The 20,680-nt window shown below is 59.8% G+C and carries 17 protein-coding genes; 8 read left to right on the forward strand and 9 right to left on the reverse strand.

The genetic code is table 11. From position 1 onward, the window contains the following. Positions 1–6 precede the first annotated feature (6 nt). The 3 genes from ACN0SW_RS09775 to phnG are packed head-to-tail and all read right to left on the reverse strand — an operon-like array spanning position 7 to position 2,113. On the reverse strand, positions 7–1,095 hold the full coding sequence (locus ACN0SW_RS09775; protein ID WP_417727737.1) for a carbon-phosphorus lyase complex subunit PhnI: 1,089 nt from the start codon (positions 1,093–1,095) through the stop codon (positions 7–9). Then, on the reverse strand, positions 1,095–1,658 hold the full coding sequence (gene phnH / locus ACN0SW_RS09780) for a phosphonate C-P lyase system protein PhnH (protein WP_417727738.1): 564 nt from the start codon (positions 1,656–1,658) through the stop codon (positions 1,095–1,097). The genes ACN0SW_RS09775 and phnH overlap by 1 nt, the downstream gene beginning before the upstream one ends. After that, positions 1,658–2,113, reverse strand: coding sequence for a phosphonate C-P lyase system protein PhnG (gene phnG / locus ACN0SW_RS09785; RefSeq protein WP_417727739.1), 456 nt, complete (start codon positions 2,111–2,113; stop codon positions 1,658–1,660). The genes phnH and phnG overlap by 1 nt, the downstream gene beginning before the upstream one ends. Before the next feature lie 81 nt (positions 2,114–2,194). Between phnG and phnF the strand changes: the two genes are divergently transcribed. After that, positions 2,195–2,914 (forward strand): phosphonate metabolism transcriptional regulator PhnF, encoded by a 720-nt coding sequence (phnF, locus tag ACN0SW_RS09790; RefSeq protein ID WP_417727740.1) that lies wholly within the window; start codon positions 2,195–2,197, stop codon positions 2,912–2,914. A 265-nt stretch (positions 2,915–3,179) separates the two neighbouring features. On the opposite strand, the gene ACN0SW_RS09795 is transcribed toward phnF, so the two are convergent. The 5 genes from ACN0SW_RS09795 to phnC all read right to left on the reverse strand — a co-directional run bounded on the left by ACN0SW_RS09795 (position 3,180) and on the right by phnC (position 7,831). Further along, the gene (locus ACN0SW_RS09795) at positions 3,180–3,797 is read right to left on the reverse strand and encodes a chloramphenicol acetyltransferase (protein WP_417727741.1); all 618 of its coding nucleotides are present in this window, start codon (positions 3,795–3,797) and stop codon (positions 3,180–3,182) included. A gap of 1 nt (position 3,798) precedes the next feature. Beyond that, positions 3,799–5,112 carry a phosphonate ABC transporter, permease protein PhnE gene (phnE, locus tag ACN0SW_RS09800; RefSeq protein WP_417727742.1) on the reverse strand — a complete coding sequence of 438 codons (1,314 nt, stop codon included), beginning with the start codon at positions 5,110–5,112 and terminating at the stop codon, positions 3,799–3,801. After that, the gene (gene phnE, locus ACN0SW_RS09805) at positions 5,109–5,990 is read right to left on the reverse strand and encodes a phosphonate ABC transporter, permease protein PhnE (protein WP_417727743.1); all 882 of its coding nucleotides are present in this window, start codon (positions 5,988–5,990) and stop codon (positions 5,109–5,111) included. The genes phnE (ACN0SW_RS09800) and phnE (ACN0SW_RS09805) overlap by 4 nt, the downstream gene beginning before the upstream one ends. A 62-nt stretch (positions 5,991–6,052) precedes the next feature. Continuing rightward, positions 6,053–6,961 carry a phosphonate ABC transporter substrate-binding protein gene (gene phnD, locus ACN0SW_RS09810; protein ID WP_417727744.1) on the reverse strand — a complete coding sequence of 303 codons (909 nt, stop codon included), beginning with the start codon at positions 6,959–6,961 and terminating at the stop codon, positions 6,053–6,055. A 60-nt stretch (positions 6,962–7,021) separates the two neighbouring features. After that, positions 7,022–7,831: a phosphonate ABC transporter ATP-binding protein gene (gene phnC, locus ACN0SW_RS09815; protein WP_417727745.1), complete on the reverse strand. Its 810-nt coding sequence runs from the start codon at positions 7,829–7,831 to the stop codon at positions 7,022–7,024. Positions 7,832–8,240: 409 nt separating this feature from the next. Here phnC and ACN0SW_RS09820 point away from each other — a divergent pair, with 409 nt between their 5' ends. The 7 genes from ACN0SW_RS09820 to glp all read left to right on the forward strand — a co-directional run bounded on the left by ACN0SW_RS09820 (position 8,241) and on the right by glp (position 18,598). Further along, the gene (locus ACN0SW_RS09820) at positions 8,241–9,818 is read left to right on the forward strand and encodes an oleate hydratase (protein WP_417727746.1); all 1,578 of its coding nucleotides are present in this window, start codon (positions 8,241–8,243) and stop codon (positions 9,816–9,818) included. A 772-nt stretch (positions 9,819–10,590) separates the two neighbouring features. Continuing rightward, on the forward strand, positions 10,591–11,439 hold the full coding sequence (locus ACN0SW_RS09825; RefSeq protein WP_417727747.1) for a PhnD/SsuA/transferrin family substrate-binding protein: 849 nt from the start codon (positions 10,591–10,593) through the stop codon (positions 11,437–11,439). A gap of 3 nt (positions 11,440–11,442) precedes the next feature. Continuing rightward, complete coding sequence (locus ACN0SW_RS09830; protein WP_417727748.1) at positions 11,443–12,885, forward strand: sensor histidine kinase; 1,443 nt, start codon at positions 11,443–11,445, stop codon at positions 12,883–12,885. Further along, entirely contained in the window at positions 12,872–14,119 is a 1,248-nt protein-coding gene (locus ACN0SW_RS09835; protein WP_417727749.1) for a sigma-54-dependent transcriptional regulator, read from the forward strand. Before ACN0SW_RS09830 ends, ACN0SW_RS09835 begins: the two co-directional genes overlap by 14 nt. A gap of 220 nt (positions 14,120–14,339) precedes the next feature. Then, complete coding sequence (locus tag ACN0SW_RS09840) at positions 14,340–14,804, forward strand: arsenate reductase (azurin) small subunit (RefSeq protein ID WP_417727750.1); 465 nt, start codon at positions 14,340–14,342, stop codon at positions 14,802–14,804. Positions 14,805–14,816: 12 nt separating this feature from the next. After that, complete coding sequence (locus ACN0SW_RS09845; protein ID WP_417727751.1) at positions 14,817–17,282, forward strand: arsenate reductase (azurin) large subunit; 2,466 nt, start codon at positions 14,817–14,819, stop codon at positions 17,280–17,282. Positions 17,283–17,341: 59 nt separating this feature from the next. Next, positions 17,342–18,598, forward strand: coding sequence for a gephyrin-like molybdotransferase Glp (glp, locus tag ACN0SW_RS09850; RefSeq protein WP_417727752.1), 1,257 nt, complete (start codon positions 17,342–17,344; stop codon positions 18,596–18,598). Between the two features lie 85 nt (positions 18,599–18,683). Here glp and ACN0SW_RS09855 read toward each other — a convergent pair whose 3' ends face one another. Continuing rightward, positions 18,684–20,666 (reverse strand): FAD-dependent oxidoreductase, encoded by a 1,983-nt coding sequence (locus ACN0SW_RS09855; protein ID WP_417727753.1) that lies wholly within the window; start codon positions 20,664–20,666, stop codon positions 18,684–18,686. Positions 20,667–20,680: the final 14 nt, after the last annotated feature.

Below are 20,680 nucleotides of genomic sequence, written 5' to 3' on the forward strand. Positions count from 1 at the left end.
AAATACTCATTCTGCGGCCTCCTGTCGGGCAGTGCTTTCGGCCTCGCGGCGCAGTTTGCGCACCAGTTCGAGTTCGGACTGGAAATCAACGTAATGCGGCAGCTTGATATGTTCGAGGAACCCCGTCGCCTGAATGTTGTCAGCATGATAGAGGACGAATTCTGCGTCTTGTGCCGGTGCGCCGACATTGTCTTCACCCAGTTCTTTCCAGCGCAGCGCGCGGTCGACGAGGGCCATTGAAATAGCCTTGCGTTCGGTCTGGCCAAAGACCAACCCATAGCCGCGGGTGAATTGCGGCGGTTCGGTTTTCGAGCCTTTGAATTGGTTGACGGTTTCACATTCGGTCACGGTGATTTCGCCAATTTCAACGGCGAAACCCAGTTCGGGGATGTCCATCTCGACCGGCACGGTGCCGATGCGCAATTCGCCGACAAAAGCATGATTGCGACCGTAGCCGCGCTGGGTCGAATAGGCCACCGACAGAGTGAACCCTTCGTCGGCGCGGGCGAGGGCCTGTAGGCGCAGAGCGCGATCGGCAGGCATTTCGAGCGGTTCGCGCGTCAGATCTGGTGGTGGTGTGTCATCGGGCGGCGCCTCTTCGATCAGGCCTTCGCGGTTGAGAAATTCGGTCACATGCGGCACCGGGCCCTGCGCTGTCTCGCGCGTTGGTGCCTCGGCTGTGTCACCTTCGGCGGCGAGTTTGAAATCCAGCAGGCGATGCGTGTAATCGAAGGTTGGGCCAAGCAATTGGCCGCCGGGCAAATCCTTGAACGTGGCCGAGATGCGCCGGTCACAGGCCATGTCACCGGTGTCGACCGGGGCGGACGTGCCAAACCGCGGCAGGGTGGTGCGGTAGGCGCGGATCAGGAAGATCGCCTCAATCAGATCACCGCGCGCCTGCTTGATCGCCAATGCCGCCAGATTGGGATCGAAGAGTGACCCTTCGGCCATCACCCGGTTCACTGCCAAGCTGAGCTGTTCGCGGATTTGCGCGACCGAAAGCTCTGCAACCGAGATGTCGCCGCGCCGTTCTTCGGCAAGCCATGCATGGGCGTTCCGGATGGCGCGTTCGCCGCCTTTGACCGCTACATACATCAGGACACCTTCGTGGTTCTGGGCAGCGCCGCGATGCGGTCGCCGCTTGTAAAGAAGAAATCGAGGCCCAGCGGGAAGCGCGCAGAGTTGTCCCGAAACGCCTGTGTTTCTGGTAGGGACAGAACGGCGGTATTTTGGATGCCAGGGCCGGTCAGAGTTGCGCCTTTGATCATCAGGTCCTCGCATTCAACGATCAAAGTGGCGGACCGATCCGGGTATTCCGACGTACCGATGGGATAGGCCGACAGGGGGGCAAGCGCGTCCCACATGCCTAAGGCGAACATGCAGCGCGACGGGCCGGTGAGCGGCGCACCGGTGTGGAACGCCACCCATGCGCGCACTGCGTCGCAATCAGCGTCCCCGGCCAGATAGAGCGGCGTTTCGGTGTCGCAGAGCGTCAGGAGCGCGACTCCGGCGGCGATGGACAGTGGGGCGGGCGGCATTGCGCCGGTGAGCGTGTGCAATGTGCCGGGCCGGGCCATCGCCTCCATCACACCGCGAAAGGCGTGGGCCGCATCGGTGGCCGGATAGGCGAAGCCACCTTCAAGTGTTTGGGCCTGCATCAGTCGTCCCCCCGGACCATCGTGAAAAAATCTACCTTGGTTGCGGCGGCTTTTTCCGCTCGCTTTTCCCGTCTTGTGGCCTGTTCCTGTTCCAGAGGTTGTAGCAACTCGGCGCGCAAGATCCCGGCGGCACCCGTTTGCATCAACGCATCCACCAGCGCCGCCACTTCGGCATCTGGTTTGCTGCGGCCTTGGATGTAGGCATGTCCGACCTCGCCACCGGGCAGCGTCAGCGCACAGCGCGTGATGGTCATTTCTCCAAGGTTGAACGGCGCGCCGGTACCGCCCGCGCGGCCACGTATCATGATGCTGCCGATCTCGGGCGCGCGCAGCCACCTAAAGGCGGGGCGGGGCAGGATGGCGTCCAATAGGAAGGCGATGCGGCCTTGAGGCGCTTTGGCCATCAGGCTCATCCACGCTTTGCGGTCCGGTGTCTGATTGCTTGAGTCTTTCATCTCGACAACTTTGTAAATTTCTATACAACTAGACACATCATACCAGATTCCCTCGTCTGAGACAGTGGAGATTTGTGAAGTTTGCGTAACAACCGTTCCACAACCCCTGTTTGGAAAGCTATCGCTGCAGCCCTGCGCGCGGAAATCTCGGAAAGGCGCTACCTATCCGGAGACAAGTTGCCGACCGAAGCACATCTGTCGGCGCGGTTCGGCGTCAACCGTCACACGGTGCGTCATGCCTTGTCGCATTTGGTGGCCGAGGGTCTGGTGCGCACGCGGCGGGGGGCGGGTGCCTTTGTCGCGGCGACGCCGACCGATTACCCGATTGGGGAACGGGTACGGTTCCACGAAAACCTGTTGGCAGCCGGACGCAAGCCGGAGAAGCGTATCCTTCATATCGAATGTCGCGCTGCGACGACGGGTGAGGCGCGGGCCTTGGCAATCGAAGACGGTGCGCCGGTCTGTGGCTGTCACGGATTGTCATTTGCGGACGGCGCGCCGATTGCACTTTTCGAGAGTGTATTTCCACTGGACCGGGTCGCCGGGATCGACCAACACCTGACCGATACCAGCAGCGTCACCGACGCTTTGACCCGCGCAGGCGTGGCCGATTATACCCGCGCTTCCACCCGGCTGACGGCGGTCGTGGCTGATGTCACGCAAGCCTTGCAGCTACATCTGCACGAGGGGGACCCGCTCTTGCGGTCGACCAGCGTCAATGTCGATGCCAAGGGCCTGCCGGTGGAATATGGGCGGACGTGGTTCGCTGGAGACCGGGTTACCTTGACGTTGGAGACGTGAAGCCCGTTGGATTAAATCGCCCCTTACGAGCGATCAGCCCTGTCAGGTCGAGATCGTGCTGATGCGCAAACACAAGTAGCACCCCAAGCGCATCCGCAACTTTGTCGCGACTGCGCCCGGTCTTGAGGTTTCGGAGCTGCGTCAACGCTCCGGTTTATTCCTCAAGTTTCAGTATGACCCAATCTGCGCCACGTTCCAACTTATGCAAGTCGCAATAGCCGAGCGTGACGGCGTCAAACTCAGCCCGAACTTCCTCGAACATGTTTCAGCCTCCGAACCTTTCCAGAAACGCTTCGGCACTCAGGGAGCGGAAGTCGTCCAAAGCCATGCGCAGCGCGTTGTGCGGCCAATCCCACCATGCTAGGGCGATCAGGCGTTCGGCAATCTGGGGTGACTGGCGGGCGCGCAAAAACCGGGCGGGCGTGCCGGCGACGATGGTGTAGGGGGCAACGTCCTTGGTTACGACTGACCCGGCGGCGACGACCGCACCGTGGCTCAGCGTGACCTCCGGCTTGATCATCGCGCCGTGGCCGATCCACGTGTCATGGCCGACAACCGCGCGGCGGGTTTTGCGGTAGTTCAGGAAATCCTCGTCCGGGTGGGCGTCGTCCCAGTAATCCTGCGACCGGTAAAGGAAATGGTGACAGGCGGCGGTTTGAAGCGGGTGATCCGTCGCGCCGATCCGTACAAAGCTGGCAATATTGGCGAACTTGCCCACATCCGCATTGGCAATATCGGCATATCGGTCGCAATAGCTGTAATCACCGATATGACTATTGGCGACGCGGCTTCCCAGCCCGATTTCGGTATAGGTGCCGAAGGTGCTGTTTGTGAGGGTGCACCCGTCGTGGACAAAGGGCGCGTCATGGGTCAGGCGGGCCATATCAGTCCTTGCGGCCGATCAGCTTGCCACGCAGCCAGCCTGAAAAGCTGTCCATCGTCATCACCATCACCACGATCAGGATGATGTAGTAGGCGACCTCTTCCCAATCCTTTTGTGTCTGGATTGCCTGTGTCAGCATCAACCCGATCCCGCCGCCGGTGATTGCGCCGATGATGGTGGCAGAGCGGGTGTTGGATTCAAGGAAGTAGAGAATCTGTGCCAGCAGGATCGGTATAATCTGTGGGATCACACCAAAGCGGTAGCGCTGGAAGGGTTTGGCCCCGGTCGAGCTTATTCCTTCGATCTGTTTCTGATCGACGTTTTCCAATGCTTCCGAGAAGATCTTGCCGAAGGTGCCGGTATCAGTGATCAGGATAGCGAGGCTGCCTGTTAGTGGGCCGGGACCAAAGGCGCGGGCCAGTACGACGGTCCAAATGAGCGCATCGACGCCGCGAACGAAGTCAAACAGGCGACGGGTTGCGGCGCGCACGATCATGACCGGGGCAAACCGCTTGGCTGCCAGAAACGCCAGCGGCAAAGCGAGGATTGCCGCCCCCATCGTGCCGAGAAATGCCATCAGAATGGTTTCTCCAATTGCCCACGCCACGTCCTTGTGCCGCCAAATCGCGTTGTTCCACCAATCTGACACCGCGCCTGAGATGTTCGGTCGGGTCGGGTCAATCCGGTCACCCGACAGGATCTCGAACATGCTATGGCCGTGATAGGGGCTGTCGAAGGTGAACCAGAACAATTCCCATCCGGGAAAGTAGTTGAACACTTCCGTTTTTGATCCGGTGATGGTGATGCGGCCTTCGGGTGTCGTGATGGCGACCCGGCGGTTCGCGGAATTGATCCAGTCAGGCGCGTCCTCTTGCAGGTTGGTGGTGATCTGACGGCCCTTGGCCTGCGCTTCGATCAGGCCGAAGCCGGGCACTTCGATCTCGGTGCGTTGATCTGGCAGCAGGCGTACGATGGTGTCACGGCCCAGATCAATCGTGATGATGTCGTCGCCGGTGATCCAATCGGGGCGCTGGCCTTTGGGGTAAGTACCTTTGCGTTCGCCTTCGACGGCATAGGTCACTTCGCCGCTGAGGTTGTCGCGGGTGACATGGGTCTTGTAGGACCAGATGTCCGATGCAAGCGTGACCGCGTTTTCCCAGTTCGCCCGCTTGGTCAGGCCGGGGATGTCAAAGGCAAAGAAGATATAGACGAAGTAGGCGAGGATAATGGCGGGAAAGGCGACTGCAAACATACGCTTGCGCACGAACAGCGCATCGGCGTCCGCTTTGACAAGGTTCAGGTCAGTGGTGGTCATGCGTTATGTCCTTCGGTCAGGCGATTGCGGTAGCGGCTGGAGATTTGATCGAAGAACACGATGGTTCCAAACAGCAGGACGAAGATTGCGGCGGCCTCGTCGAAGCGGCCCGGCCCCCAAGCCATGGCGTTGCGCAGTTCATAGCCCAGGCCGCCTGCGCCGACGAACCCAAGGATGGCGGAGGCGCGGATGTTGATCTCGAACCGCAAGAGCGCATAGCTGAGATAATTGGGTGCGACCTGCGGCAGTACGCCAAGCCACATGCGCTGTGACCAACTGGCTCCGGTCGAGGCGAGGCCCTCGACCGGTTTGGGGTCGGCGTTTTCTGCCACTTCCGAGAACATTTTGCCAAGTGCACCTGCCGTGTGGATGGCGATGGCGATCATCGCGGGCACCGGCCCACCGCCCAAAACAAAGATCAGCACCAGCGCGATCACGATTTCCGGCACGGCGCGCATGATGTCCATGCCGCGGCGGAAGACCGGGATCAGGCGGGGCCAGCGGGCCAGCCCCCGTGTGGAGAGCAGCGATAGGATGAGACCGGCGGCAGCGCCGAACAGGGTGGATACCGCCGCGATATTGATGGTCTCCACCAAGGCGGGGAAGAATTTTCCGACCAGAGCGGGCAGCTCGGCGCGTTTTTCCCAAGCTTCTGACAGAACCTCGGACGGGTAGTCGCCGACATTGAGGAGACCGTCCCAGAAGCCGCCTGCATTGCGGCCATCTGCGACGGTGAACCCGGAGACCATGAGGATGGTGAAAGTCAGCAGCGTTAGCCCACCATAAAGGCGGCGGCGCTGAACTTGCGCGATGTAGCTCGCCTGAATGTTGTTCACCGATTGGCGTCCCTGCGCCGCGCCGAGTGTCGCGTCTGTCATGTGCTGCCCTTAAATGAAAATCGGCAGCCCACGAAGGGCTGCCGATGAAAAAGGTGAAAAGCTCAGCTGCCGACTTTGGCTTTGCGGGCTTTGATCACTGACTCGTAGGTGCTGTGCTCGACCGGCTGGAAGCCAAGCGTTTCACCCGCAGCCACACCGTAGGCGCAATCCTGATCACGCTCGTGCAGACCGTCGACCAAAGCGGTCATTTTTGATTTCACGTCAGCGGGCAGAGCCTTGCGCAGGACAACCGGGCCTTCGGGGATGACTTTGGATTTCCAGATTTGGACCAGATCGTTCATGTCGACAAGACCAGCATCCACCGCCTTGCGCAGCGCACCCGAGTTGTAGCCGTCTTCCCAGTTGCCCTGACCGTCGGCCCATGTCACGCCGCCGTCGATGTCGCCGTTATAGACAGCAACAATGGTTTGCTCGTGACCGCCGACGAACTTGACCTCCCCAAAGTAGTCGCCAGACTCCATGCTCGCGCCAGTCGCCTGCGGGATTTCGATCGAGGGGATCAGGTAGCCCGACGTAGAGTTTGGATCACCAAAGCCAAACACTTTGCCCTGCATGTCTTCGAGAGAGGTTATGCCGGCGTCCTTGCGTGCAAAGCCAATGGAGTGATAGCCGATTGAGCCATCCATGTTCACCTTGACCAGAACCGGCTCGACCGCTTCGGGGTCTTGTAGGAAGGTTGCGGCATAGGACGATGCGCCCAGCCATGCCATGTCGATGGTACCGCCCAGAAGGCCCTGAATAACACCGTTATAATCCGCAGGTGCGAACAGCTTAACGTCGACGCCCAGTTCTTCGGCCGCGTAGTCCTGAAGACAGCTGTAGCTGTTCATCCGGTCTTGAGCGTTTTCACCACCCAGAATACCGATGCGGAATTCCGTGATCTCCTGTGCAAAAGCAGCGTTGGTCAGAGCGGTTGTGGTTGCAAGTGCAAGCGCGATGGTCTTTTTCATCTGTCTCTCCGTTGGGTGTGATGAAATGCAATAGCCCGCCAGAGCGGGGTCTGAACTGGGTCAGGCCAAAACGAGGTCTTTGTCGGTCCGGTCCAGCGTTTCGATGGCGGTGGATGTGGCGGCTTCCGAGAAACCCGCCCCCGCCCCGTAGATGTCGCGTGCGACACCGGTCGTCAGTTGGTCGGGGCGTCCGTCAAAGACGATGCGCCCGTCGCGCATCCCGATCACCCGGTCGCAGTAACGACGGGCCGTGTCGAGTGTGTGCAGGTTTGCGATGACCATGCGCCCGTCCTCTTCATGAATACGGCGCAGTGCATCCATCACGATCTGGGCATTCATCGGGTCAAGGCTAGCAATTGGTTCATCGGCAAGGATAATGCTGGGGTCTTGCATCAGGGCGCGGGCGATGGCGACGCGCTGTTGCTGACCACCCGACAGTGCCTCTGCGCGTTTCGGGGCCTGTTCGGCGATCCCGAGCCGGTCTAGAATCTCGATGGCCTTATGAATGTCGTCCTGTGGGTAGAGGTTGAACATCGTCGCAAATGTCGAGCGTCGGTTCAACGTGCCGTGTAGCACGTTCGATACAACATCCATGCGGGGGACAAGGTTGAATTGCTGAAAGATCATCGCACAGCGTGACTGCCATTCGCGCCGCGCCGCGCCCTTGAGCGACAAGATTTCCGCGCCCTCGAAACGGATTTCGCCGTCGCTGGCATCGGTCAGCCGGTTAAGCATTCGCAGCAGTGTCGATTTGCCTGCACCCGAACGGCCGATGATGCCGATCATCATGGGTTTTTCGACGGTAAAGGTTGCGGCATCAACAGCCACCTTGTCGCCAAACCGTTTGGTCAGTGACTTTAGTTCGAGCATGGTATCCCCCTGTGCTGAGGGGCGGATACCGGTTGTCTGCGACGCTATCACGACAGCTTTGAATCGAGTTTGCGAAGAATGGGAAACGGTTTTGTAACACCGCAAAGCCAAGCCTTCGCAGATCGATCTAACCGCAAGGGATATACTTTTAGGCGATTGTATACTGGGGGGCATGATTATCGTGGCGTCACCTGCCGTGAGGACGCGGCATGGCAGCTGCGGTTTGCCATTGCGGTTTTCGGGGGGGCGCAAGACGATGCGCTTTCCGGAAATAAAATTATAAAATAAAAACAGTCTCTTGAACGTCGGCGGCTTTGCCGTGACTTGTCACTCTTGATTCATATCAACGCCATGACGTCTTTGATATGCGCCAATTAACACGTTTCGAAGGGAGAGGGGGACCCCCATCATGCCGGAGACCGTACCGCAGGCGCATCATCACATTGTCGGTGGAGGGATCGCTGGTTTGGCAACAGCCGTTTTCCTCATACGCGATGCCGGTGTGCCCGGAGAAAGAATCCACATCTACGAACAATTGGCTGTTGCCGGTGGTTCTTTGGATGGATCGGGATACGCGACCACCGGTTATCTTATCCGGGGCGGGCGTATGTTCGAGGAACATTTTGCCTGCACCTTTGATCTGTTGTCGTCCATCCCATCTGCCGATGATCCCACAATCTCGGTGACCGATGATATTCTTGCTTTCAATCGCATGGTGCCAGGATCGTCGAACTGTCGTATTGTCAAAGACGGAAAACCGGCCGAAGACAGGTATGAGTTGACCCTCAGTGCCCACGACATTCTGGATATCAATCGTCTGATCCTGCACCCTGAAAACAGCCTTGGCGATAAATCAATTGAGGATTGGTTTCAGCCCAGCTTTTTTGACACCAATTTCTGGCTGATGTGGTCCACCATGTTTTCTTTTCAGCCCTGGCACGCGCTGATTGAAATGCGGCGCTACCTGCGCCGGTTCATTCACCTCTTTCCGGGGTTTACCCGCATCGCCGGGATTCTCCGGACCCGCTACAATCAATACGACTCGATCATTGCCCCCATCGTAACATGGCTGCGTGAGCGCGGGGTCATGATCGAAACCAGCACGCTGATCGTCGATGTCCAGATCGAAGGCTCCAGACAGGACCGCGCTGTGACCGGCCTGAACCTTGCGGATGGCAGAAGTTTACCCGTCAGCGCGCAGGACCGGGTTTATCTGACGCTGGGGTCGATGACCGATGGATCAACGCTGGGCACCAATGATCAGGCACCCAGTCTTGCGGATCACCAAGGCGGGGCTTGGACGCTCTGGCGCGAACTTGCTGCACAACACGAGGGTTTTGGCCGCCCCGATGCGTTTTGCGGTAACACGGAAAAAACCGCGTGGCACTCTTTTACTGTGACCCTCGATAGCCCGGATTATTTTGAATTCATGGAGGATTTTACAAACAACCGGACTGGAACAGGTGGGTTGGTCACGTTTGCCGGATCGGGCTGGACCCTGTCCATCGTCCTGTTCCACCAGCCGCATTTCCGCGGTCAGACGCATGGGACATATACGTTCTGGGGCTATGGGCTGCGCGGGGACCGCAACGGTGATTTCGTGCACAAACCAATGTGGCAGGCAACCGGGGATGAAATTATTGCCGAACTCAGCGGGCATCTGAAACTGGACGATTCTCAAAAAGCATGGTTCAACACTGCGCGCGTTATCCCGTGCCGCATGCCATTCATAACAAGCCAGTTTATGCCACGTCGCTCTGGTGACCGACCCGATGTCCGCCCCGTGGGGTCAAGAAATTTTGCGGTGATTGGACAATATTGCGAATTGCCGCGGGATTGCGTGTTTACCGTAGAATATTCAGTGCGCTCCGCACGAACCGCTGCGGCGGCAATGACTGGCAAGGTGAAGGCCCCCCCTCCGGTTGTGCGGACGGACCTTGATCCGTTTGTTCTGGCCAAAGCGGCAAAAGTGCTGATGGGCGTGTGATCGATGCCGATCTTCTATGTGAAGTGATCAGCGTGTCGCCGGACGCCGGAAGGCGTGATCGCTGTGCTCTGCCAAGCGGGATTGCGGTTGCGCCCCTTTCGAAAGGGGAACTATCACCCTGTTGTGTTGTCCTTGCCGACGAGGAGAGCTAGCAAGAGTACTTGCGGGGCAAGTGCCTTATGCCGACGAGGAGAAGTGTGAGGCGCTGCCCGTGGTCAGGGTCTTGCCGCTTTCCAGAAACGTTCCATTCAGTTTGCGCTCAGCCTAGAGAGCGCCTTCTCAGCCTGAGTGTCATCCATAAGGCCGAGTCTCTCACGATTTTATGCGACCTGTGTAAAATCGACGGGGCTCGCATGCTGTCCGGGGTTATCTGGAACCAGGCGAACAGCACGCTCGCGCACTTCGGGGGAATACGTGCTCGTTGTCTTGCTCATGATGCTCCACCCTACTCAAGAGTTGGAGCCTCCGGCAAACCCGGCGCGGTTCGGGCATGGGATGAGGGGCTGATCATTGCCTTTCATGAGTGCAACGGCCATTCTGGAAGGTGAGGAGGGCGGCGGCGTGACGCCGTTTGTCTATTTCGAACGTATCGTTGATGCGACGGTGGATGTCATGAGATTCACGCTTCCGGCCCGTAACCGTACAGAGTAGCGTGTCAATCGCTATTCCGAGCGCAAGAATTAGCGCGTCCTATTTGTCGACGCGGGTCAATCAGTCAGCCACCTGATTACGTGGATGGTCTGAAGTCTGGCCAAGGGAGGAGGCCGAGAGCATGAAGTATCAGATCAGACGACGAACCCTCGTTGGGGTCGGGCTTGCAGCCTTGGTCGCGGGCCGGGCGTGGTCGCGGCCGGTATTCCGCCTTGGGCTAACGCCGGTTTTTCTGGACAACGACGCAGCCGTGATCAAAGGGTTGCGTAGTGCATTGTCCCTTGGAATGGGCCGTGAAATCGAACTTGTGCAGCGGCGCACCTACCAGGAAATCACGGGCCTCCTTCTGGAGCGTAGCGTCGATGCGGCATGGCTGTGTGGCTATCCCTATCTCCAACATGCCGACGTTCTTGAGCTGGTGGCTGTGCCGGTGTGGCGCGGTGGCCCACGATATCAATCCTACCTGATTGTCGCTACAGAGGATCCGGCCGCCGCCCTGACAGACCTGCGCGGGGCGACGCACGCGTTTTCCGACCCCGATTCAAACTCTGGATATCTTGTCACTGCCACTGATCTGCGTCGTATGGATGAGCGGGTTGAAACCTTCTTCAGCAGGTCAATCTTTACTTTTGGCCATCGCAATGTGGTCCGCGCAGTGGCGGATGGCCTTGTCCGCTCTGGTAGCGTCGACGGCTATGTCTGGGAAGCGCTGGCCGTGATTGAGCCGGAGTTGACCGCGCGGACGCGGGTGATCGCCCGGTCAGAATGGCTGGGCTTTCCCCCGGTTTGCGCACGGCGCGACAGCATCATGTCTGAACCGGTTCAGGCCCTGCAAAGCGCCTTGATGGATCTGGCAAGGACCGAGGAGGGGCGGCAAGCGCTCACGTCGTTACAGCTTGATGGGTTTCAGCAGGCATCGACCGACCTGTTCGACGGGATTGCAGACCGCATGCGCGATTTGGGGCCCTGAGCCATGAAGCGGCTTGCCCCGATGCCCCCAGCGATACCATTGTCGATCAAGCTGCCGCTTCTCGCGGCGGCAATGATGGTCCTCGTTGGCGCGGTGGCATCGCAGCAGGTCTTGCGATCGCTGGCGCGGGTGCAGGACGCGCGGATTCAGGAACTGGCGCGGATGCATGTCGAGGGATTGTCGGTGGCGCTCGGGCCGCTCGTCCTGCGGCATGATATCTGGGAAGTCTACGACACGCTCGACCGGGCGGCACAGGGGGGCGAGGGGCGGCGGATGGTCCTTACCGCCGTTGCGGATGAGCGCGGTCGCGTGCTGGCGGCGACCGATCCCCGGCGTGTTCCCATGGACAGCGATATCGCCGATCTTGCCAGTGATGCGGTGGCCCTCGAAGACCTGTCGGTGGATGGATCCGGTGCGGTTCTCAGTCTGCTTGCGCCATTGATCTATCAGGGGCGCACGGTCGGGCAGATCGCAACCGAACTGGACGTGTCCGACCTGCTGACAGAGCGACGGCAGGCGTTGCTACTGCTGATCTTGGGTAATGCGCTTGCCATTGGTCTGCTGTCTCTGGCGGGCTTTGTTGCCATCCGGACGATGCTCCGCCCGGTTATAACGTTGGCGCGCCAGATGACCGAAACACAAGGCGAGCCGCATCCGATACCGACGTCGGAGATCCCCCGGGGTGATGGCGAACTGGCGAGGTTGGCGCGTACCTATAATTCGATGGTCGGTGCCGTGGCCGCAAAAGCCGAAGCCGAGCGGCGCCTTGCTGAGCGGGAACGGTTCGTGGCGCTTGGTCGGCTTTCCTCATCGCTGGCGCATGAGATCAACAACCCGCTGGGGGGGCTCTTGAATGCTACGGATACGATCCGCACCTTTCCTGACCGACCCGAGGTTGTGCGGCAGTCCGCCGACCTTTTGGACCGGGGGTTGCGCCATTTGCGCGATGTGACCCGCGTGACACTCGACCAGAACCGAATTGATCCTGAAGATCGGGTGCTGACACCCGATGATTTCGAGGATCTGAAGCTTCTGATCCAGCCCGAAGTCTCACGGCAGGGGCTGGACCTGACGTGGTCGGTTGACCTTTTGGAGGAGAACAGGTGCCCAATTCCCGCCGGTCCGGTGCGTCAGATCGCGCTCAACCTTTTACTGAACGCCTGCACCGCGTCTGGTCCATCAGGGCGCGTCGGCTTTTTCGTCTGCTGCAAAGCTGACGCGCTGACGCTCGAGATAACGAACACCGGTCCCGAAATGCCAAAGGCGGCGTTGGACAGGCTGTTTGGAGATGGACCTTTGTCGCCCGGCGGGGGTGTCGGGCTCCGTCTGGTCCGTGAGCTGACAAACGGTCTTGGCGGCTGGATCGGACATGAGCAGCGAAACAGCGTGACCCGCGTCACGGTCGGTGTGCCGACGTCTCGGGAGGCCCCCAATGCTGAAGAATAGATATATCGTCCTTGTCGAAGATGACGAGATCATGGGTGGATCGTTGTTGCAGCGTCTGGAACTGGAAGGCGCACAGGTCCTTTGGCTAAAGCAGATGGTGCGCGCCGTTGGAGCGATCCGAACCCCGAAAAAGCCGATCGACGCGGTGATTTGCGATATTGGTCTGCCGGATGGGTCCGGGGAGGAATTGTTTTCGACACTCGCCCGGACGGGAACGCCGCCCCCTTTCCTGTTTATCACCGGGCAGGGTGGTATTGGGCAGGCGGTGCGCCTGATCAAGTCGGGCGCGGCGGATTATGTCACCAAGCCTTTCGACATGTCTGTATTTCTCGAACGGCTTGGCCTTCTTGTTGGAAATCTGGAAAAAGCTTGCACAGGCGATGACGTCCCTCCCTTGATGGGGATCTCCCCGACAGCGCGAAAGATCGAGACGCTGATTGCGAAAGCGGCGGCGGAAAGCCATCCGGTATTGATCCGCGGCGGAGCAGGCACGGGAAAGGATCTGGTTGCCCGACGCATTCACGACTTATCCGACCGATCCGCCGCGCCTTTTGTCACCGCCAATCTCGCCCGTGAGGCCGATGCCGAAGCGGCATTGTTCGGAGGCGGAGGCGGGTTCGACATCGTGGGCGACGGCACCCTCTTTATCAACGCTGTCAGCAAGATGGCAGCGCCGGTCCAGTCACGGCTACTGGAGCAACTTGATCAAGGGTTTGGCGGCCGGATGATCACGGCCTGCGGCAACGATCTCGAGGCGCGGATCGCACAGGACCAATTCAATTCCGAACTGCTCTACAGGTTAGCGCGGATCGAAATCCCCATACCCCCGCTGAACACGAGACCGGATGATGCGGTCTGGCTGATGCAGCAATTATTCCGCAAACTGTCCCCACGTCATGCGCCCGGCATCGAAGGGATCAGCGCGCTGTGCGAAGAGGCCGTGCGCAATCATGACTGGCCGGGCGGTGGCCGAGACCTGCGTGCCAGATTGCTGCGTGGTCTGGCGATGGCGTCTGGGCCATTATTGCAGCCATCCGATCTGTTCCCCGAACGCCTCGCAGGACCCGATGACATGCTGTCGCTCGCCGAGGCGCGTGAGGTGGCTGAAAGGGCGCAGATCATTGCCGCTCTTGATCGGACCGATGGGCAGATCGGAGAGGCGGCAAAACTCTTGCGCATTGCCCGCACGACGCTCTGGGAGAAAATGCAGAAACTCGGGCTGTCGGGGGCCTGACAGGCTGCGCGCCATGTTCGGATTTCCGAACATCAAATTTTTCCATTGAAAATCAATGCATAGCTGCAATGCCGCGTGCGCTCTCTCGCAATCGCCCGGCCCGGCCGCATTGGGTAGGATGTTGGCATGCATCTATCACTTGATGAGCTAGGGAGGAGACCAGCCAATGAAGTGCAACCGATTGGTCGACGCGGGACGTCGACAGTTTTTAAGGGGGGGCATGATGGCCACGGCAGGGGCTGTTGCTGCCACGGTCATGACGCCGGAGCAGGCAAAGGCACAGGCCCTGGCCCGCGTAGATTACCCGGCGAACCGTCTGGCCAATGTCGCGGATCTTGCGGTGAACGAACCGATGGACATTGAGTATCCTGACGAAGGTAGCCCCGGTGTGCTGCTCAAGCTCGGGCAGGCGGTCGAAGGCGGCGTCGGGCCGGATGGCGACATCGTGGCGTTTTCGGTGCTCTGCCCGCACAAGGGCTGGATGATGAGCTATTCGGCTGGGGACAAAACGCTCAACTGTCCCGGTCACCATTCGCGGTTCGATTGCGAATCCGGCGGTCAGCAGATCTGGGGCCACGCCACCAGCAATCTCGCCCAGTTTCTGCTCCGAGTCGACAATCAGGGCGACATCTATGCCGAGGGCGTGGATGAACTGATCTACGGCCGCTTGTCGAACGTGCTCTGAGGGAGAAAAACAATGGCTTACAAAAGACAGATCGACCGTCTGCCGATTATCCCTGCAGACGCTGACGAATTCAATGTGACCTGCCACTACTGCATCGTCGGATGTGGCTACAAGGCCTACACTTGGCCGATAAACCGGCAGGGCGGCACAGCCCCGAATCAGAACAAATTCGGCGTTGACCTGAGTGAGCAGCAAGCCATGGAGGCTGAGGCCTGGTACGCGCCCTCAATGTACAACGTTGTCCGCCAGAACGGTCGCGATGTGCATCTGGTGGTCAAGCCTGACGCGAATTGTGTGGTGAATTCCGGCCTTGGCTCAATCCGGGGCGCTCGGATGGCCGAGAACCGGCCCTCTCGCGTGACTGGCACGCAAGCTCAGCGGCTCTCGGACCCGCTGGTCTGGCGAAATGGCGTCTGGCAACCGACAAGTTGGGACGATGCGCTTGACCTCGTGGCGCGTGTGACGGCGAAGGTCGTCCTGCAGGGCTCTGAGGATGATATCGTGGTCTCAATGTTCGACCACGGTGGTTCTGCTGGCGGTTACGAGAATACCTGGGGCACCGGCAAGCTCTATTTCGAGAGCATGAAGATCAAGAACTGCCGCATCCACAATCGTCCCGCCTACAATTCCGAGGTGCATTCCTCGCGTGACATGGGTGTGGACGAATTGAACTACGCCTATGAGGATTACGAGGTGACCGACACGATCTTTATGGTCGGTGCGAACTCGATGGAAACCCAGACCAATCTCTACCTCAACCATATGGTCAAGGGCTTGCAGAACGGCGCCAAGATGATCGTGGTCGATCCGCGCCGTACACTGACCATCGCCTCGTCCGAGCAATATGTCGGGCCCGAGAACGTGCTGCACCTTGCGATCAACGAAGGCACGGACCTGGCGCTGTTCAACGCGATTCTGACCCATATTGTAGATGAGGGCTGGATCGACGCGGAGTTCATCGCCAATTCGACCTTTCAGGATGGCGAAGCGGTCGCACAGGATGCCGCCCACCCGGCTGGTCTTGGCAGTCTCGACTATGTGATGCAGACCTGCCGCACCTCTCTCGAACAGGCTGCGGAAATCTGTGGCGTGGCTGCTGCCGATATCCAGAAAGCTGCCGAGTGGATTGCTCAGCCCCATGAAGACGGCAGCCGCCGCAAATGCGTGACCTGCTACGAGAAGGGAATCATCTGGGGCAATGACAACTATCGGACCATCGGCGCGCTGGTGAATATTGCGCTGGCGACCGGTAATATCGGCCGCGAGGGTGGTGGTGCCTGCCGCTTGGGTGGCCACCAAGAAGGATATTTCCGCCCCTCTGATGCCCATGTCGGGCGTCCTGCCGAATACGTCGATCAGTTCCTGATCCGGGGACTGGGCGGTGTGCATCACATATGGGCCTGCGATCATTACAAGACGACGCTCAACGCCTCAGAGTTCAAGCGGGTGCACAAGCGTCGCTCGGACATGGTCAAGGATGCGATCGACATGGCAGCGGGTGGCACCCGTGAACAAGTGGTGGATGCCATCGTCTCGGCCATCAATGCAGGCGGCCTGTTTGTAGTGGATGTGGACATCATCCATAGCCAGATCGGTCAGAACGCTCATGTCATCCTACCGGCCTGCGAAGCCAACGAGATGAACCTGACCTCGATGAACGGAGAGCGCCGCCTCCGGCTGTCCGAGAAGTACATGGACCCGTTCGGCAACTCGAAGCCCGACGCGCTGATTGCTGCTGGCATTGCACAGCACATGGAGCGTGTTCTGCGAGAGTTGGGCGCGGATGCCTACGCCGATCAGTTCAAAGGTTATGACTGGGAGACCGAGGAAGACGCGTTCATGGACGGCTATGGTGCCGCCCATACGGCGGTGACCTATGAGCGCCTGCGCGAGGCTGGCAACAACGGGGTTCAAGAGCCGGTCGCGGGCTATGAGAACGGCCAGCTTGTCGGCACTACGCGCCTTTACTCCGACGGCATATTCACCCGGCACGGGCGCGAGGACGGCAAGGCGCTGTTTTGTGCGGCGGGTTGGCGTGGCTGGCAGGCCCCGGGCAAGGCGCGCGAACAGGCGGCGCACCGGTTCTGGATCAACAACGTCCGCGCCAACATCTTTTGGCAAAACCAGTTTCTGGATCAGGACAACGACTTCGTTCAGGACCGCTATCCGCATCCGTTCGTCGAAATGCATCCTGATGACATGGTTGATTTGGGGCTGAACCCCGGCGATCTGCTTGAGATCATCAATGACAACGGTGTGACGCAAGGTATGGCCTATCCGATGCCGACGCTGAAGCGGAACACGGTGGCGATGGTCTTTGGCTCGCCTGCGGGTAGTCAGGGCAACGTCGTGAACCCGGGCGTGAACGAGCTGGTGCTGCCGGACTACAAACATTGCTGGGGCGACATCCGCAAAATCTCGGATGCGACGGCGCAGACACGCGGTATCTCGTTCAAGTCGCACGAGATCATGCTCTGATCCGACAGGCTGGACCCGCCCCCGATACCGGGTGCGGGTCTTTTCAACGGAGGAACACGATGACCAGTCTTGCTGCCTGCTCTACAGGTAAATCCGGGCCGACCCTGTCGGTCGATGCCGCTCGGTTGCGGGCTATTGCTGCGGCGTTTCCAGTGGCCGGGCAGGAAACTATTCCGCTCGACGCCGCAGTCGGCCGGGTGACAGCCAACCCGGTTAAGGCGGCCTCGGCGCTGCCACCCTTCGACAATTCCGCCATGGACGGATACGCTCTGCGCCTGTCCGACCTGACCGGCGACGGTCCCTGGAACTTGCCCGTGTCAGCGAGAATTGCGGCAGGCGATGGGCGCGGATTAAGCCTTTCAAACGGTTCGGCGGCGCGCATTTTCACTGGTGCGCCTTTGCCTCTTGGGGCGGATGCAGTCGTGATGCAGGAACAGGTCACATGTTCGGGCGATACGATCAAGCTGATGCAACGCCCCCGTCCCGGACAAAACATCCGCTGCGTGGGTGAAGATGTCGCGCAGGGCGCACTTGCAATGGCCACGGGGCTCATGCTGAGCCCGCCGCGTCTTGCCCTGCTGGCAGGATGCGGCGTGGCATACGTTGCTGTGCGCCCCCGAGTGCGCGTGGCCGTCCTGTCAACTGGTAATGAACTGGTCGAGGCTGGTCACGCGCTTGGAGCAGGACAGATTTATAACTCTAACCGTGTCCTGCTCAGGGCGACGCTGTCACGCCTTCCATGGGTTGAATTGACGGACCTCGGCATCCTTCGCGACGATCCCACAAGAATCCGTACCGCAATCCGCCATGCCGCGCAGTCGCATGATGTCGTAATTTCCTCGGGCGGAGTGTCAGCGGGCGAAGAGGATCATATCCTTGACGCGCTGCGCGCCGAAGCGGCAGAGCTTGATGTGCTCAAGGTTGCGATCCGACCGGGCAAGCCACTGACCGTGGGTCGCCTTGGTGGTGCGCTCTACTTTGGACTGCCCGGAAATCCCTATGCTGCGGCGATCACCTTTTCCCAAATCGCGCAACCCGCCCTGCGCCGGGTTGCCGGGTTGATGGACGCGTCGGACACATGGCTGCCCGCTGTTGCTGGCTTCAGCTACCGCCGCACAACAGGACGGCGCGAGTATGTTCCGGTCACATGGGCCGGGCGCGATCCGATGGGGCGTCCGCTTGTCGAGCGTCTTGGCTACGGTGCCTCGGCATCCCTGTCCCCCATTGCGCAGGCCATGGGCATCGCGGTGATCCCGGCCGACTTGGCCGAGATCCACCCGGGCCAGTCTCTGCAGGTCGAGCCGCTGTTCGAATGATTACCGGGTCGTCTCTGGGTTTCCAAAGCCGCAAGAGCGCGATCAGCGCCGAGAGGTTGACCCGGCGAAGCAGGGCAAACTCAAGTCATATCGTTCGAGCGATCATATGCGCCTCACGCATCGCTGCATGAATATCGCGCGAGGCCACCGCATCACCCATGAGATGGAGGGTCTTCAGCATTATGGCGTTGGCTGGCTGGCGAAGGTGGGCGCGCAGATCGTTGTAAAGATCGTGAATTGGCGTGGTTCCAGTCTCGACAACAATTTGATCCGCTTCAAGACAGATGATTTCACCAGTAAAGCTGTGGGTGAACCGGGCTTGAATCCGAGCTTCGCATTTGATCACGTCATCTAATTGCAGATCTGTCAGGCAGCGAACTCCTTGCAGCCCCAGGTTCTTGCGAAATCCTGTGCTGTCCTGATAGGGCATTTCCTGTCCGACATGACTGTCGCATGTCACCAGCGTCGTTTTGTGTCCCTTCTCCGCAATCGCGAGCGCGCAAGATGGGGCCGGTTGCCGACCGGTCCCGTCATAGATCAGGATGTCGTCCCCCAGAGGCACCGCACCCGACAGGATATCCCATGTGCTGACGCAATGAACGCCGCCAGGGAGCCAGTTCAGATCGGGCACACCGCCGGTGGCGATCAACACGGCATCCGGGGACAATGCGAGGACGTCGTCGTCAGTGGCAAGGGTATCGGTTTTGATCTCGACACCGAGGCGTTCGAGTTCCTGAACGCGCCATTCGATGATACCGATCAACGGGGTGCGGTGAGGGGCGCGGCTGGCAAGGAGGATCTGTCCGCCAAGCTGTGATGCCGCCTCAAGGAGGGTGACGTGATGGCCGCGCAGGGCGGCGACGCGCGCGGCCTCGAGCCCGGCAATGCCGCCGCCGACCACGACGATCCGGCGTTTGGTTTTGGCCGGGTTTACATCATGGCCGATAGACAATTCGTTTCCGGTTGCGGCGTTATGCACGCAAGTCGCCTTTTTATAGAGGCAATAGGAGGAGCCGACACAGGGACGGATGCGGTCTTCTTCTCCAGCTTTGAGCCTGCGCACAATATGCGGATCTGCGATATGGGCGCGGGTCATGCCCACGAGATCGGCGATATTCTCGGCGATCACATGGCGTGCGGTGGCCGTGTCACGAATGCCGCCGGCGTGAATGAGGGGCAGTGTGGTCTCGGCGCGAAAGGCCCGGACGCTCTCCAGATAAGGGGCTGACGCTTGAAAAAGGCCCGGCATGTTATCCTCGGACAACACGAGGTCGCTGTCCATCCGGCCATAGATCGCGTTGAAGAAATCAACCAACCCTTCGCGCTCGAACATCTGGGCAAGGGCAATGCCATCCGCCGCAGTCAGCCCGCCCGCGACACCTTCGTCGATCACCAGGCGAATGCCGATCACCAGCCGGTTATCCACCGCCTCGCGAAGGGCCTCATGCACCATCAGGCCAAAGCGGGCCCGGTTTTCGAGACTGCCACCAAAGCTGTCCGTGCGGTGATTTGTCAGGGGTGACATGAACTGACCAATGAGATGCCCGCCGCAGAGCGTCTCAATGCCATCAAGACCGCCCTCAAGCGCACGTCGGGCGGCGCTTGCGTAATCGGCGATCACCCGGTTTATGTCATCGCGATCCATTTCGCGGGGGATACTACGGCCACGAACTTCGCGAATGCGCGACGGGGCAATGGCGGGTCGCCAGTCGCCATGCAGCGCATTGGCACGCCGACCGAGGTGAGAGATTTGTGTCATCACTGCCGTGCCATGCACATGGAGACGCTCGGACAGGTTTTGCAGGTGAGGGATGATGCGGTCGCTGCTCATGTCCAGTTGACCGCCTCCCCAGCTTGAATCCTTTGAGACCATCGCGCTGCCCCCGATCATGGTCATGGCAATCCCGCCGCGCGCTTTTTCCTCGTGATAGGCCTGATAGCGTTCAGTCGGCATGCCGCCCTCGTCAAACATCGAGGCGTGGCTGGTGCTGACAATGCGATTGTGCAGGTGCAGCTTGCCCAAGGTGAAGGCGGTGAGAAGCGGATCATTGCGGCGGGGCTGGGACAAGGGAAACCTCTGGC

The sequence above is a fragment of the Roseovarius sp. genome (assembly GCF_048262375.1).
GTDB lineage: Bacteria > Pseudomonadota > Alphaproteobacteria > Rhodobacterales > Rhodobacteraceae > Roseovarius.